The organism is Microbispora sp. CA-135349 (genome assembly GCF_050947365.1).
Lineage (GTDB): Bacteria > Actinomycetota > Actinomycetes > Streptosporangiales > Streptosporangiaceae > Microbispora.
Map to the genome: position 1 here is coordinate 5,253,150 of NZ_CP192001.1, position 14,623 is coordinate 5,267,772.

Annotated in this window: 14 protein-coding genes; 3 read left to right on the plus strand and 11 right to left on the minus strand. The window is 71.7% G+C overall.

The window, feature by feature from the left end:
* Positions 1-13 precede the first annotated feature (13 nt).
* Complete coding sequence (locus ACQPZZ_RS24245; RefSeq protein ID WP_432922363.1) at positions 14-892, plus strand: sulfotransferase family protein; 879 nt, start codon at positions 14-16, stop codon at positions 890-892.
* Positions 893-911: 19 nt separating this feature from the next.
* On the opposite strand, the gene ACQPZZ_RS24250 is transcribed toward ACQPZZ_RS24245, so the two are convergent.
* The 5 genes from ACQPZZ_RS24250 to ACQPZZ_RS24270 form a co-directional block, all read right to left on the minus strand.
* A complete protein-coding gene (locus ACQPZZ_RS24250) occupies positions 912-2,798 on the minus strand; it encodes an ABC transporter ATP-binding protein (protein WP_432922366.1) in 1,887 nt (628 codons plus the stop codon).
* Between the two features lie 78 nt (positions 2,799-2,876).
* Positions 2,877-3,731 (minus strand): enoyl-CoA hydratase/isomerase family protein, encoded by an 855-nt coding sequence (locus tag ACQPZZ_RS24255; RefSeq protein ID WP_363641140.1) that lies wholly within the window; start codon positions 3,729-3,731, stop codon positions 2,877-2,879.
* A 199-nt stretch (positions 3,732-3,930) separates the two neighbouring features.
* Complete coding sequence (locus ACQPZZ_RS24260) at positions 3,931-4,146, minus strand: helix-turn-helix domain-containing protein (protein ID WP_030507271.1); 216 nt, start codon at positions 4,144-4,146, stop codon at positions 3,931-3,933.
* Positions 4,147-4,261: 115 nt separating this feature from the next.
* The gene (locus ACQPZZ_RS24265; protein ID WP_363641137.1) at positions 4,262-5,860 is read right to left on the minus strand and encodes an ABC-F family ATP-binding cassette domain-containing protein; all 1,599 of its coding nucleotides are present in this window, start codon (positions 5,858-5,860) and stop codon (positions 4,262-4,264) included.
* Positions 5,861-6,007: 147 nt separating this feature from the next.
* Positions 6,008-6,826, minus strand: a complete 819-nt coding sequence (locus tag ACQPZZ_RS24270) for an acVLRF1 family peptidyl-tRNA hydrolase (protein ID WP_432922371.1) — start codon at positions 6,824-6,826, stop codon at positions 6,008-6,010.
* Between the two features lie 118 nt (positions 6,827-6,944).
* Here ACQPZZ_RS24270 and ACQPZZ_RS24275 point away from each other — a divergent pair, with 118 nt between their 5' ends.
* Positions 6,945-8,324 carry an EAL domain-containing protein gene (locus ACQPZZ_RS24275; RefSeq protein ID WP_432922374.1) on the plus strand — a complete coding sequence of 460 codons (1,380 nt, stop codon included), beginning with the start codon at positions 6,945-6,947 and terminating at the stop codon, positions 8,322-8,324.
* Positions 8,325-8,539: 215 nt separating this feature from the next.
* On the opposite strand, the gene ACQPZZ_RS24280 is transcribed toward ACQPZZ_RS24275, so the two are convergent.
* The 4 genes from ACQPZZ_RS24280 to ACQPZZ_RS24295 form a co-directional block, all read right to left on the minus strand.
* The gene (locus ACQPZZ_RS24280; protein ID WP_432922377.1) at positions 8,540-9,145 is read right to left on the minus strand and encodes a response regulator transcription factor; all 606 of its coding nucleotides are present in this window, start codon (positions 9,143-9,145) and stop codon (positions 8,540-8,542) included.
* On the minus strand, positions 9,142-10,308 hold the full coding sequence (locus tag ACQPZZ_RS24285; RefSeq protein ID WP_432922380.1) for a sensor histidine kinase: 1,167 nt from the start codon (positions 10,306-10,308) through the stop codon (positions 9,142-9,144). The genes ACQPZZ_RS24280 and ACQPZZ_RS24285 overlap by 4 nt, the downstream gene beginning before the upstream one ends.
* A gap of 84 nt (positions 10,309-10,392) precedes the next feature.
* Entirely contained in the window at positions 10,393-11,130 is a 738-nt protein-coding gene (locus ACQPZZ_RS24290) for an ABC transporter permease (protein WP_432922383.1), read from the minus strand.
* Positions 11,131-11,132: 2 nt separating this feature from the next.
* On the minus strand, positions 11,133-12,017 hold the full coding sequence (locus ACQPZZ_RS24295; protein ID WP_432922386.1) for an ABC transporter ATP-binding protein: 885 nt from the start codon (positions 12,015-12,017) through the stop codon (positions 11,133-11,135).
* Between the two features lie 195 nt (positions 12,018-12,212).
* Here ACQPZZ_RS24295 and ACQPZZ_RS24300 point away from each other — a divergent pair, with 195 nt between their 5' ends.
* Positions 12,213-13,322, plus strand: coding sequence for a PP2C family protein-serine/threonine phosphatase (locus tag ACQPZZ_RS24300; RefSeq protein WP_432922389.1), 1,110 nt, complete (start codon positions 12,213-12,215; stop codon positions 13,320-13,322).
* Positions 13,323-13,344: 22 nt separating this feature from the next.
* Here ACQPZZ_RS24300 and hisG read toward each other — a convergent pair whose 3' ends face one another.
* A complete protein-coding gene (gene hisG, locus ACQPZZ_RS24305; protein ID WP_363641121.1) occupies positions 13,345-14,190 on the minus strand; it encodes an ATP phosphoribosyltransferase in 846 nt (281 codons plus the stop codon).
* Positions 14,191-14,248: 58 nt separating this feature from the next.
* A complete protein-coding gene (locus tag ACQPZZ_RS24310; protein WP_030507281.1) occupies positions 14,249-14,512 on the minus strand; it encodes a phosphoribosyl-ATP diphosphatase in 264 nt (87 codons plus the stop codon).
* Between the last annotated feature and the right edge of the window lie 111 nt (positions 14,513-14,623).

Genomic DNA, 14,623 nt, shown 5'->3' on the forward strand with positions numbered 1-14,623 from the left:
CTTAGCGGTATCTATGCGACCTCCGACGCACATCCTCGTGGTCAACGGTGTCAAGGTCCGTCGTCCGGTGTTCGTTGTCGCGGCGCCGCACTCCGGCGCGGACCTGCTGGGCCGTGCCCTCAAACGCTCGCCCGGCTTCCACGTGACCATGGGCAGGGGCCCGGTCGCCCGGGTCGTCTACGCCTTCGCCAGGAGGCCGTCGATCGCCCGCAGCGGCGGCGCCCCGCAGGTGCTGCGGGACGTGCTGGCGGAGGCGTGGCAGGTGGTCCCGGGAGCCTGCGCGGAGTGCACGGCCGCCTGCCGGGAGGCGGGCGGCATCGTCGGCGCGGGGCCGTGCGCCGGGCCGGGCACGCCGTCCCGGTTCGGCGACGCCAGCCCCGACCTGCTCTACAGCGCGCCGGTGCTGCTGCGGGCGTTCCCCGACGCCCGGCTCATCCAGATCATCCGCGACGGCCGCGACGTCGTCGCCGACATGCTCACCGACCCCGCCTGCATGACCTGGGTCAAGCCCGCCATGCTGAGCGAGGACGCGGAGTTTCCCAACCCGTTCCTCGGCGTGCGGTCGGCCGAGCACCGCGAGCGCTGGGCCGGGATGCCGCCCGCGGGCAAGTGCGCCCTGCGCTGGCGCGGTGCCGTACGGCTGAACGCCGCGTTGCGCCGCGAACTGCCCGCCGAACATCTGCTCACCCTCCGGTACGAGGACATGGTGGCCTCGCCGGGAGAGGCGATCGACGCGGTGTCGTCCTTCCTCGACGCCAAGGTCTCCACGATCGCGTTGTACGGCGCGGCGATCCCCCGTCCGGGGAGCTGGCGCAGGCGGCTGCCGGCCGAGGACGCCGAGCTGGTGGAGAAGGTGGCCAGGGAGGAGCTCACCCGTCTCGGCTACCGCTGAGGAGCGGCCTCAGGTCGTCTCAGGAGCCGCCCGGGCCCGAGCCCGTGAACTGGGTGCGATACAGCTCGGCGTACGCGCCGCTCCGCTCCAGCAGCTCCTCGTGCCGGCCGCGTTCGACCACCCGGCCGTCCTCGATCACCAGGATGGTGTCGGCCTCGCGGATGGTCGACAGCCGGTGCGCGATCACCAGCGACGTCCTCCCCCGCAGAGCGGTCTTCAGCGCCTGCTGCACCGCGGCCTCGGACTCGGAGTCGAGGTGGGCGGTGGCCTCGTCCAGCACCACCACGCGCGGCGCCTTCAGCAGGAGGCGGGCCAGGGCGATGCGCTGCTTCTCCCCGCCCGACAGCCGGTAGCCGCGGTCGCCCACGACCGTCTCCAGCTCCTCGGGCAGGTTCTTGACCAGGTCGGCGATCTGGGCCGCGTGCAGGGCGTCCCAGATCTCCTCGTCGGTCGCCTCCGGGCGGGCGTAGCGGAGGTTGTTGCCGATCGTGTCGTGGAACAGGTGGGCGTCCTGCATGACCACCCCCACCGTGTCCCTGATGCCGTCGAGGGTGGCGTCGCGGACGTCCATGCCGTTGATCCGCACGGCGCCCTCGTTCACGTCGTACAGCCGCGACACGAGTTGGGTGATGGTCGTCTTGCCCGCGCCCGAGTGACCGACGAGCGCCACCAGCTCGCCCGGGTGCGCGGTGAACGACACGCCCTTGAGCACCTCCTGTGAGGGCCCCGTGTCCGGGCGGGCCACCGACTCCAGCGACGCCAGCGAGACCTCGGAGGCGGCCGGGTAGCCGAAGCGGACGTCGTCGAACTCGATCGTGACCGGCCCCTCGGGGATCGGCCGCGCGTCCGGCTTCTCCGCGACCATCGGCTTGAGGTCGAGCACCTCGAAGACCCGGTCGAAGCTCACCAGCGCCGTCATGACGTCCACGTGGACGTTCGACAGGCTGGTCAGCGGGCCGTACAGGCGCATGAGCAGGGACGACTGGGCGACCAGGGTGCCGAGCGCGAAGGCCCCGGAGATCGCGAGCGCGCCGCCGAGACCGTAGACGAGCGCGGTCGCCAGCGCGGCGACCAGGCCGAGCGCGATGCGGAACACCGCGCCGTACATGGCGACGATCACACCCACGTCGCGGACCCGCCCCGCGCGCTCCGCGAAGTGGGCCGCCTCGTCGTCCGGCCTGCCGTACAGCTTGGCGACCATCGCTCCGGCGACGTTGAACCGCTCGGTCATCACCGAGCTCATCTCGGCGTCGAGCTGCATCTGCTCGCGGGTGAGCGCGGACATCCGGCGGCCGACCCACTTGGCCGGGAAGATGAAGATCGGCAACAGGACCAGCGCGACCAGCGTGACCTGCCACGACAGCACGAGCATGGTGCCGAGCACCATGACCAGGCTGATGACGTTGGACACCACGGACGACAGCGTGCTGGTGAGAGCCCGCTGCGCCCCGATGACGTCGGTGTTCAGCCGGGAGACCAGCGCGCCGGTCTGGGCGCGCATGAAGAACGCCACCGGCATGCGCTGCACGTGGTCGAAGACCTCGGTGCGCAGGTTGTAGATCAGGCCCTCGCCGATGCGCGCGGAATACCACCGCTGCAGCAGGCCGAGCCCGGCGTCCAGCACCGCGAGCGCCCCGATCGCCACGGCGAGCCACACCACCACGTCGACCCGTTTGGGGGTGATCCCATAGTCGATGATCGCCTTCATCAGCAGCGGGTTGGCGACCACGATGACCGCGTCGACCACGACCAGCGCGAGGAACCCGGCGATCTGGGTGCGGAACGGCCGGGCGTAGCCGGCGATGCGCCGGACGGTCCCCGGCGTGAGCCGCTCCTTCGTCACGGAGCTGTCACGCCGTAAGGACCGCATCACCTGGAGACCGTAGCCTCCGTTCATCATCGACATATGCCGTACATCCTCCCAGGCGTGCAGCGGTGGGAGGACTCCCCCGATTCCCAGGTCAGCTGGAAGCGAACAGCGCCATCAGTTCGATGCGAACAACGCTTTGATGCGGATCATCTGTTCGGCCCGCTCGGCGGCGGCCTGTTCTTCCAGCGTGCGTCCCGGCGCGGCCTGCAGCAGCCGCTTGGTGGCGGCCGAGGCGGCGCGATCGGTGGCCAGCAGTGCGGCGGCCAGATCCTCCACGGCCTGGGCCAGCTCGGACGCGGGCACCGCGATCTCGGCCAGGCCGAGCCGTACGGCCTCGGCGGCCCCCACGGTACGCGCGGTCAGGCACATCTCGATAGCCCGGGACACCCCCACGATGTCGGCCAGGGGCTTGGTCCCGGTCAGGTCGGGAACCAGCCCCAGCGCGGGCTCCTTCATGCAGAACTTGACGTCGTCGGCGACGACACGCAGGTCGCACGCGAGTGCGAGCTGGAAGCCCGCCCCGATCGCGTGGCCCTGAACGGCCGCGATCGACACGATCTCCGGCCTGCGCAGCCACAGGAAGCCCTTCTGGGCCTCCGCGATGCGCTGCTCGAACTCGGCGTCGCCGAGCGCGGCGGCGCTCGTGAACGATTCCTGCCCCGGCACTCCCTCCGGCGTGAACATGCGCAGGTCGATCCCGGCTGAGAAGGACGGCCCCTCGCCTCTGACCACGACCACTCTCACCTGCTCCGGAAGGGTTTCCCCGATCCGGGCCAGGGCCGACCACGTCGCGAACGTCTGCGCGTTGCGCTTGTCAGGCCGGTCCAAAGTGACGGTCGCGATCTCGCCGTCCACCTCGAAGCGCACTCCGACCTCGGCCGGCGCGGCCGCCGAGATCGTCGACACATCGGAGCCGCCGCCCGTCTCACGGGCGTGCTCCAGATTCCCCCCCATTGCCGCTTCCGCCATGCCTTGCTCCTGCGTCCTGTGTGGAGCGACGTCGCCTCGCACGGCCGGTCCGGTGCGGCGCACCGTCCGTGCCGGCGTCCGCCCTCCTGTTCATCCCGCGGTCGCGCCCGAGCTTACCGAATATCGTTCTGGCGAGTCGGACGCGACCGCTCCTCCTGCAGGAACGAGCGGCTGCGGTCGCGCGTCTTGAGGTGGATCTCTAGCGCTTGGACTTGCCCCGGGTCGCGCCGCCGCGCCCGCGCAGAGTCACCCCGGACTCGCTCAGGATGCGGTGGATGAACCCGTACGACCGGCCGGTGGAAGCAGCCAGAGCGCGGATGCTCTCACCCGCGGAATAGCGCTTCTTGAGATCAGCGGCCAGCTTTTCCCGGTCGGCCCCGGTCACCCGGGTGCCCTTCTTCAGAGTCTCGGCCACGAGTACCTCCTGTAGTGCCAGACTTCCGCAGCGTTACTTCAGCCCATGATCAGTCATTTGGACGGGATCGGCTACCTACTCCGCGGGAAAAGATCCCTACCCGCTCAAATTAAGATCAGGCAAGCGCCACAAGATCGGAAAATTCGTCGCTCCATGCGTCTTCTACTCCGTCTGGCAACAGAATCACCCTATCCGGCTTCAGCGCCTCCACGGCGCCCTCGTCGTGCGTGACCAGCACAATCGCGCCCGTGTAGGAGCCGAGGGCGCTCAGCACCTGATCGCGGGACGCCGGATCGAGGTTGTTGGTGGGCTCGTCGAGCAGCAGCACGTTGGCGCTCGACAGCACCAGCGTCGCGAGGGCGAGACGGGTCTTCTCGCCGCCGGACAGGACCCCCGCGGGCTTGTCCACGTCGTCGCCGGTGAACAGGAACGACCCCAGCACCTTGCGCAGGTCGACGTCGGCCAGATCGGGCCCGGCCGACCGCATGTTCTCCAGCACCGTACGGCCGGCGTCGAGCGTCTCGTGCTCCTGCGCGTAGTAGCCGAGCTTGAGCCCGTGGCCGGGCACCACCTCGCCGGTGTCGGGCTTCTCGATGCCGCCGAGCAGGCGCAGCAGCGTGGTCTTGCCCGCGCCGTTCAGGCCCAGGATGACGATCCGCGACCCGCGGTCGACCGCGGCGTCGACATCGGTGAACACCTCGAGCGAGCCGTACGACTTGGACAGGCCGCGGGCCGTCAGCGGGGTTTTCCCGCAGGGTGCGGGGTCGGGGAAGCGCAGCTTGGCGACGCGGTCGGACCGGCGCTCGCCCTCGACGCCCGAGAGCAGCCGCCGGGCGCGCCGCTCCATGTCCTGGGCCGCCTTGGCCTTGGTGGCCTTCGCCCGCATGCGGTCGGCCTGGGACAGCAGGGCGGACGCCTGCCGCTCGGCGTTGGCCCGCTCCCGCTTGCGCCGCTTCTCGTCGGTCTCCCGCTGGGCCAGATACGCCTTCCAGCCGACGTTGTAGGTGTCGATGACGCAGCGGTTCGCGTCCAGATGGAGCACCCGGTTTACCGTCGCCTCAAGAAGGTTTACGTCATGGCTGATGATCACCAAGCCGCCCTGGTGGGAGCGCAAAAACTCACGAAGCCAGCCGATCGAGTCCGCATCGAGGTGGTTTGTGGGCTCGTCGAGCAGGAGAGTCTCCGCTCCGGAGAACAGGATGCGGGCCAGTTCCACCCGGCGGCGCTGCCCGCCGGACAGGGTCTGCAGCGGCTGCCCGAGGACGCGGTCGGGCAGCCCGAGGCTGGAGGCGATCGAGGCGGCCTCCGACTCCGCGGCGTAGCCGCCGAGGACGTGCAGGCGGTCCTCCAGACGGCCGTAGGCGCGGACCGCCCGGTCGCGTACGCGCGGGTCGTCGGCCGCCATGCCGGCCTCGGCCTCGCGCAGTTCGCGGAGCACGTCGTCGAGGCCGCGGGCCGACAGGATCCGGTCGCGCGCCAGCACGCTCAGGTCGCCGGTGCGGGGGTCCTGCGGCAGATAGCCGACGCTGCCGGAGATCGTGACCGTGCCCGTGGCGGGCAGGCCCTCTCCCGCCAGGACCTTGGTGAGCGTGGTCTTGCCGGCTCCGTTGCGGCCGACGAGACCGATCTTGTCGCCGGGGTTCACCCGGAACGAGGCGCCCTCGATGAGCAGGCGTGAGCCCGCGCGAAGTTCGACGTCGGTAGCGATGATCATGATGAAGGGGACACTCCCGTAGGTGATGCGGTCAGGATCGGGGCCGGGAGCGATCAATCGGGAGTGCGCATGGCTCAAGTGTAGTGCCGTCGTCCGCACCACCGCCTGCGGCGAATCTCCGCCCGCGCCCCGTCGCCGCGCGGCCGGTCAGGGGTCGATCAGGCGGATCCGTACGGCGCGGAACCGGCCCGGCGTGCCCTCCAGGACCGCCAGCCTGGGGTCGGGGACGGTGAGGAAGGGGCCCGTCTCCAGGGCGAACAGCGGCGCGAGGCGCCGATCCCGTCTGATCTCCTCGATGGAGCGCCGGTCTCCGCCGAGCACGACGGCCTCCAGGTCCGTGAGCCTCGGCAGGAGCACCCGGACGGCCACGTCGGCGGCGGCCCGCAGCGCCTCGGCCGACTGCCTGTCCCTGCGCCGGGCGAAGCGCCGCTGCGACCACCCGCCCGCCGCGCTGCGCCCGTGGACCTGCCGCGAACCGACCTTGGCCACCACGAGGCGGGCGCCGGTGAAAACGCCGGCGGCGTGCCCGCCGAGCCGGGCCAGCAGCACGCCGACGGTCCGGTCACGGCACGCGTGGGCCACCAGCGCGGCGGCAGGCGGAGGAAGGCGGAACTCACCCTCGCGCCCGCCGCCCGGCACTGCGGGCCCGGGTGCCACGGGCTCCGGCGGCACGGACTCCGGCGGCGCGAAGGGCCGCGCGGACGGTACACGGCAGTGCTCCGGCGGCACGGGCGCCGGCGGCGGGGACGGCGAACGCGGCGGTGGCACCGTGGACGAGCGCAGCGGTGGGAACGGCACATGACACTCGGCGACCGCGCCGTCCGCGGCGTCGAGGCGGACCATGTCCCGCAGGACGACCGCCTCGATCGCGCCGTGCCGCTCGGCGAAGCGCGCGATCCATCCCGCGAGCCGCCCGGGGGCGACCGAGATCCATCTGCCGCCGCCCGCGGCCGGCCGTGCCGTCATGGCTGATCAGCCTATCGGCGCACCGGTTCGCCATATTCCGTCCAACTCACGGGGAAATATAGGTGAATTTCCTTCGCCGAGCGTCAACGTCCGGGGCCTCGCGTCTCACAATTCAATCGTGTCGCTCCCCTCTTCCCCGGCGGCGCCGCTCGCCGCGACCCCTCAGCGCGTCCCGGTGCCCGGCCCTGTCCCGGCGACCCCGTTCTCCGGGGAGCACGTGCAGGAGCACAGCCCGGCGAGCATCGCGCGCAGATACGCCCCCGCGGCCGCCGCCCAGCCGTACGACCAGCATGCCTACGAGCCCGTGCCCGGCTTCCCCGACCGGCCTCCGTCCGCCCCGCTCTTCCTCCCCGTGGTCGACCTCGACACCGGCGGCGCCGTGGCCGTCGAGGTGATCGCCGAGGGCGCCTCCCCCGGCGCTCCGGGCGCGGCGGGCCCAGCGACCCGCCCAGGAACCGGCCCAGGTACCGGCATGGTGAACGGCCCGGCGACCGGCACGGTGAACGCCACGGTGAACGGCGTGCTGGCCGCCGCCCGCGAGGAGGCCCTGCTGCCGCTGGTGCTGCCGATCTCCGCGGCCGCGGTGGCCGGAGGTTCGGCCGGTCTGGCGCCCCTCCACGAGGCGATCCGCATGTGCAACCGGCGCCCGCGCGAGGTCATCCTCGTGATCGAAGGCGAGCCGGCCCTGGTGGAGCGCATGGCCCTGCTGTCCGCGATCGACGGCCTGCGTGCGGTGGGCTACCTCATCGCGTTCGGCGGGCTCGGCGCCGCGGCGCTGCCGCTCGACCTGCTCGCCGACGCCTCGCCGTACGTGATCGCGCTGTCCGCCGACCTGGTGGCTCGGGGGCCGCGGGACCACCGGCGCGGCGCGCTCGCGGAGTCGCTGGTCCGCCTGGCGCGCGGCGTGGGCGCGCACGTGCTCGCCCCCGGCGTGCGGGACGAGACCCAGCTGGCGGCCGTACGCGGCTGGGGCATCAGGCTCGCCCAGGGTCCCCTGCTCGCGCCGTTCGACTGGCGGCCCTCCCACGGATACAACCGCGTCCACGTGCCGCTGCCGGTGACCGAGGCCACCACCCCCACGGCCACGCTGGGGCCCCGGGTGCAGGAGATCCTGCTGCCCGCGGTGACGCTGCCGGCCGAGTCGACGGCCGAGGAGGTGGTCGCCGTGCTGAGCGCCGAGCCGTCGATCACGAGCGTGATTCTGGTGGACGAGTACCAGCGGCCACTGGGCAGCATCGACCGCAGCCGCTTCCTGCTGTTCATGGCCGGTGCGTACGGCCACGCGCTGCACGCGAGGAAGCCGGCCGGCCGCCTGGCGGACCCCGCGAAGATCGTGGCGAAGACGACCCCGGTGATCGCGGCCATGCAGGTGGCGGGGCGGGACAACGCCCGCGTGTACGACGACCTCGTTGTGGTCGACGAGGTCGGCAGGTGCATGGGCGTGGTCCGGGTCGGTGACCTGCTGCGGCACGCCGCCGACCTGCGGGCCGCCCGCTGAGCCCGCCGACCTGCGGGCCGCCCGCTGAGCCCGCCGCCCTGGACCGCACGCTGAGCCCGCCGCCCTGGACCGCACGCTGAGCCCGCCGCCCTGGACCGCACGCTGCGCCCGCCGCCTTGTGCCGCCCCGGGGCGGCCCGTGCCCGCCCGGCCGGCCGCGCGCCCGGGGGCCGCCGATGCGCCCGCCGGGATCGCCGTGTGGCCGGACGGCCCGTTTCAGAGCCAGCCCTGTGTGCGGGCCTTCTGGACGGCCTCGATGCGGTTGCGCGCGCCCGTCTTGTGGATGGCCGCCGACAGATAGTTGCGCACGGTGCCCTCCGACAGGTGCAGCTTCAGCGCGATGTCGTTGATGGTCGAGCCGTCCGCGGCGGCGGACAGCACGTCGCGCTCGCGCGGCGACAGCGGGTTCGGCCCGGCGCTGAGCGCGGCGGCGGCCAGCCCCGGATCGATCACGCGCTCGCCCCGCAGCACCCGCCTGATCGCGGCGGCCAGTTCGCTCGCGGGGCTGTCCTTCACCAGGAAGGCCACCGCCCCCGCCTCCATCGCCCGGCGCAGGTAGCCGGGCCTGCCGAAAGTCGTGAGGATCACGATCCGGCATTCGGGGACCCGCCGGCGCAGCTCCTCGGCGGCGGAGATCCCGTCCCTGCCGGGCATCTCGATGTCGAGCAGCGCGACGTCCGGCCTGGTCGCCTCGGCGACGCCGATCACCTCGTCGCCGTCCGCCGCCTCTCCGACCACCTCGATGTCGGGCTCCAGGCCGAGCAGGGAGGCGAGCGCTCCCCGCACCATGCTCTGGTCCTCCGCCAGCACGACCCTGATCACTGGCCCAACCTATCCGCGATCATTTCGGCCGTACGGTCCAGGGGCGGCGGAACCGCCACCCGCACCCTGAACCCGTGCTTGCCGGCCTCGACCTCCAGGCTCCCGCCCGCCGCGCGCACCCTCTCGCCGAGCCCGGTGAGGCCGTTGCCCGGCTCGTACGCACCGCCGCCGTTGTCGGCGATCTCCAGCACCGCACCCTCCTCGCCGTACGACACGTCGATCTCGCAGCGGGTGGCCCCGGAATGCCGCACGACGTTGGTGGTGGCCTCGCGCACGGCCCAGGCGAACAGGCCGTCGAGGTCCCCGGGCAGCGGGGTGCCGCGGGTGCGCACGGTGAGGGCGATGTCGGCGGCGCCCAGCGCCGACCTGGCGCCGTCGATCTCCTCCGACAGGCGGCGCCGGCGATATTCGCTGACGGCTTCGCGCACCTCGGCCAGCGCCTGCCGCGCCACCGACTCGATGTCCGCCACCTCTCCGGCGGCCTTCGGCGAGCCCTGCTCGCCCAGGCGGCGGGCCAGCTCGCTCTTGAGCACGATGAGCGAAAGGCTGTGTCCCAGCAGGTCGTGCAGGTCGCGGGCGATCCGCAGCCGCTCCTCCGTGGCGGCCAGCCTGGCGACCTCGCTCTGCGCCTGCCTGAGCTGGACGACGAGGACGCGGGTGTTGCGGACGCTCACGAACAGCACGCCGAGCGTGATGATCTGCAGCACGAGCGCCCACACCGTGCCGTTGTCGGCGCCCATGACCTTGCCCTCGGCGACGACGAGCCCGGCCATCGCCGCGATCCCCAGCAGGGCGCGGCGGGGCGGCAGGCCCATCGCGTAGACGACCACCATGTAGACCGACAGGGTCAGCCAGGAAGGGCTCCGGAAGATCAACGGGAAGACGGCCGCCATCGTCGTCACGACGCCGAGCAGGGGGAACATCCACCGGGGGTGGTGGTTGAAATCGCGCGGCCCCAGCACGATTGCCAGGTAGACGGCCACGAAGACCGCGAGCGAGACCATCCACCAGACCGCCCGCGCGCCGCTCACCGTGCCGTCGGCCACCTCGGACACCGGGTAGAAGAGGTAGATCAGACCCAGCGACATGCCCATCAGGCGCCTCAGGCGGGAGGGACGCTCGTCGATCCCGCCGAAGGTGAACACGTTGGCCAACCGGCTCATCCCGCTGTCCCTCCGAACATGGTGGATGTCAGGCGCGCACCGCTGCGCTGTTCCTTCAGGCGCGCGCACTGTCGCGCTGTTCTGTCAGGCGCGCACCGTCGCACGACGGTAGGCGACGAGGGCCAGCGCCACCAGGGCCACCCCCCAGGCGAGGATGCCGGCCGCGTCGGCCGCGTGCGGGGCCTCGCCCGCCGCGATCCGCCAGCCGATGCGCGCGTAGTCGTACGACGGGGTCACGTGGGCGATGCTCTTCATGGCCGCGGGCATCATGCTCTCGGGGAACCAGAGCCCGCCGAGCAGGGCCAGCCCGAACATGCCGATCATCGCGACGGGCTGCGCGGTGTCGGGCGGCAGCAGGGATCCGATCGCCAGGCCCAGCGCCGCGAAGGGGATCGTGCCCGCCCACATCACCAGGATCAGATCCACCCACTGCAGCGGTGACAGCGACACGTGCTGGGTCAGCACCGCGGCCAGGCCGACCAGCAGCAGCGACGGCAGGACCAGCAGCAACGAGGAGACCAGCTTCGTCAAGATGATCGCCCGGCCCGGCAGCGGGGTGATCTGGAGCTGCCGCAGCCAGCCGCTGTGCCGCTCCTGCGACCAGGGCACGGCCGTCGACATGATGGAGGCGGCCAGCGCGCCGTACGCGGCCATCGAGACCATGAGCAGGACGCTGCCCCGCAGCCCGGTCGCCTGGTCGGACTCCGCCCCCCAGAGGTTGGAGTAGAGGAGGTAGAACCCGACGGGGAAGGCGATCACGAAGATTATGTAGCGCTTGTTGCGCACCATGCGCAGCATTTCGACCTTGATGTAGTGACGCATCGTCAGGCCTCCTTGGTGAGTGCGAGGAAGGCGTCCTCCAGGTCGGCCCCGTGGAGCTGGAGGTCGCGGATGTCGAGGGTGGTCTTGCGATACAGCGCGGCGACGGTGGCGTCGAGGTCGGTCGTGCGCAGCGTGACGCGGCCGCCCTGGAGTTCCACTCCGGTCGTCCCCGGCAGCGCGTCGAGCCCGGCGACCGGCTGCTCGCCGAGCAGGAAGCTCACCGCCTGGTCGGCGGCCCCGGCCTTGATCTCGGCGGCGCTGCCGTCGGCGACGACCCGGCCGCGCGCGATCACGACGACCCGGTCGGCGTTCTCGTCGGCCTCCTCCAGGTAGTGCGTGGCGAACAGGATCGTGCGGCCCTGCGCGGCGTACGCCCGCATGTTGTCCCAGAACGTACGGCGGGACTCGACGTCCATGGCCGCGGTCGGCTCGTCGAGCAGCAGCAGCCTCGGCCCGCCCGCGATCGCCAGCGCGAAGCGGACCCGCTGGGTCTGCCCGCCCGACAGCCGGTCGGCCCGGCGGCGGGCGATCTCGGTGAGGTCGGCGAGCCGGAGGATCTCCTGCAGCGGCAGCGGGTTCGGATAGAGCCTGCGGACGAACTCCACGGTCTCGGTGACGGTCAGCTCGGGGATCAGCGTGCCCTCCTGGAGCATCGCGCCGATCTCGCCGTTGGCGACCGCCGTCTCCGGCCGCTCGCCGAAGATCCGGATCTCGCCGGACGTGGGCCGCAGCAGGCCGAGCAGCATGTTGATCGAGGTGGACTTGCCGGCCCCGTTCGGCCCGAGGAGGGCGACCGTGGCGCCGGCCGGGACCTCGAGGTCGAGACCGTCGACCGCGAGCACGTCCCCGTATCTCTTGGTCACGTCGGTGAAGGCGATGGCGTTCATGCCCTCACGGTAAGGATCGGGCGGGTCCGGCCATCAGTGCCGCGTCTCCGTCCTTCGCGATGACATTTGTCATCCGCCGAGCCGCCGGACCGCCGGACCTCTGCCCGCCCGCGCAGCCGGCTTTCCTTCTCCGCGACATCCGGCCCTGGCTGCCGGACGATGTCCGCAGCGTGATAACCAGGAGAGATGCGCCGTATGGCGACCTTCCGAGGTCTCCGCCGGGTTCTCCAGGCGAGCCATTTCCTGGTGGTGATCCCGCTCGGGCTCATTGTGATCATCACGGCCCTCGACCTCGCGCTTCCGAGGAGCGTTCACCTGGGGCCGCTGCTCGTCGTCGCCCCCGCACTCACCGCGTCGTTCGCCGGCCCGTGGTGCACCGCGGTCATCGGGGCGCTGGCCATGGCCGCCGAAGTGGTGGACGGCCTGGGACAGGGCGTCCTTGGACGCTTCGAACACCACGTCGAGATGATCGCCCTGTTCGCGGTAACGGCCGTCGTGGTCGTCTTCCGCGCGATCCACGAACGGCACCAGGCTGTGCTCCACCAGGTGCGGTCGATCTCCGAGATCACCCAGCGCGTCCTGCTGCGACCGCTGCCCCGGCGGGTCGGCCCCTTGCGCATCGCGTCGATCTATCTGGCCGCGGCCGCTGAGGCGAAAATCGGTGGTGATCTGTACGCGGCCGCTCGGGCGGACAACGTCACCCGTCTTCTGATCGGTGACGTGCGGGGAAAGGGACTGGCCGCGATCAATGACGCGGCGGCGTCGCTCTGCGCTTTCCGCGAGGCGTCACACCGCCATCTGAGCCTCTCCACGTTGATCACGCGGATGGAGACCAGCATCTGCCAGAACCTCACTGAGCGCGCCGAGACCGATCCGGACGTCCAGGAGTGCTTCGTCACCGCGGCCGTCGTCGAGATCCCGGACACCGAACCGACGGTGAACGTGATCGCCTGCGGCCACCCGCCGCCGCTCCTCCTCCGCGGGAACCGCGTGCTGACCCTGCAGCCCGACCAGGTCGGTCCCCCGTTGGGGCTCGAACTGCTGAAGGCGTCCGAACCCCGGCCGGCTACCTACCCCTTCGGACCCGGCGACGTCCTCCTGCTGTACACCGACGGCGTCATCGAGGCCCGCGACCGTACCGGCGAGTTCTTCGATCTCCCCGCACGCCTGGGCGAACGGGCCGGCGACGACGTCGACACCCTCGTCGAACGGATCCGCGAGCACCTGTTCCTCCACGTGGACGGCCGGCCCGACGACGACACCGTCATGATCGCGATCGAGCGCCTGCCGGCGCCGGGCCCCTGAGCCGCGGGCGCCGCCGGGGAGGTCAGAGGCGGCAGGCGTAGATGTCGGTGACCAGGATCGCCTTCGCGCCGAGGTCCCAGAGCTGGTCCATCACCTGCTGGTGGCCCTTGCGCCGGACCATCGCCCGTACGGCCACCCATCCCTCGCGGTGCAGCGGGGAGACGGTCGGCCCCTCCATGCCCGGGGTGATGGCGATGGCCTCGTCGATGCGCTCGGCCCGGATGTCATAGTCGATCATCACGAAGTCGCGGGCCACGAGCACGCCCTGCAGGCGGCGGATGAGCTGCTGGAACCCGTTGGCCTCTGGGGCCCCGGCCCGCTTGATCAAAATGGCCTCGGAGTGCGCGATCGGCTCCCCGAACACCTCCAGGCCGACGTTGCGCAGCGTCGTGCCGGTCTCCACCACGTCCGCGACCGCGTCGGCGACGCCGAGCCTTATCGCCGTCTCGACCGCGCCGTCGAGTTTGATGACCCGGGCGTCCACCCCCTGGTCGGCGAGGTACTTGCCGAGCAGCCCGGCGTACGAAGTGGCGATGCGCAGGCCGGACAGACCGGCGACGCCCGAGTAGGCGCCGGGCGTGGACGCGAAGCGGAACGTCGACCGGCCGAAGCCGAGCGGCATGATCTCCTCGGCGGGGGCGCCGGAGTCGAAGAGCATGTCGCGCCCGGTGATCCCGGCGTCCAGGGTGCCCTCGCCGACGTAGACCGCGATGTCGCGGGGGCGCAGGAAGAACAGCTCGCAGGAGTTGTCGGAGTCGACGACCACGAGCTCCTTGCTGTCCCTGCGCTGGCGGTAGCCCGCCTCCTTGAGCATGGTCTGGGCGGCCTCGGAGAGCGCGCCCTTGTTCGGTACGGCGATGCGCAGCATGAGTGGGAGATCCTTTCAAGCGGAGCGAGGTGGTCGAGATCCGGGGCCGCCGCGGCGGCTACAGATGCTTGTAGACCTCGTCCAGCCCGATCCCGCGAGCCAGCATCAGCACCTGGACGTGGTAGAGCAGCTGGGAGATCTCCTCGGCCGCCCGGTCCGCCGACTCGTGCTCGGCCGCCATCCAGCTCTCCGCGGCCTCCTCCACGACCTTCTTGCCGATGGCATGGACGCCGGCGTCCAGGGCGGCCACGGTGCCGGACCCCGCGGGCCTGGTGCGCGCCTTCTCTGCCAGCTCGGCGTACAGCTCTTCGAAGGTCTTCATGGTCTCTCTCGGGTCGTGGGCCTAAGTCGTGTCCAGGGTATCGGGCCCCAGGGTAGTCGCGGGGGCGGGCGGCCGCGCCCCGCGTCCACCCTGCGAGATCGAGCCCTCTGA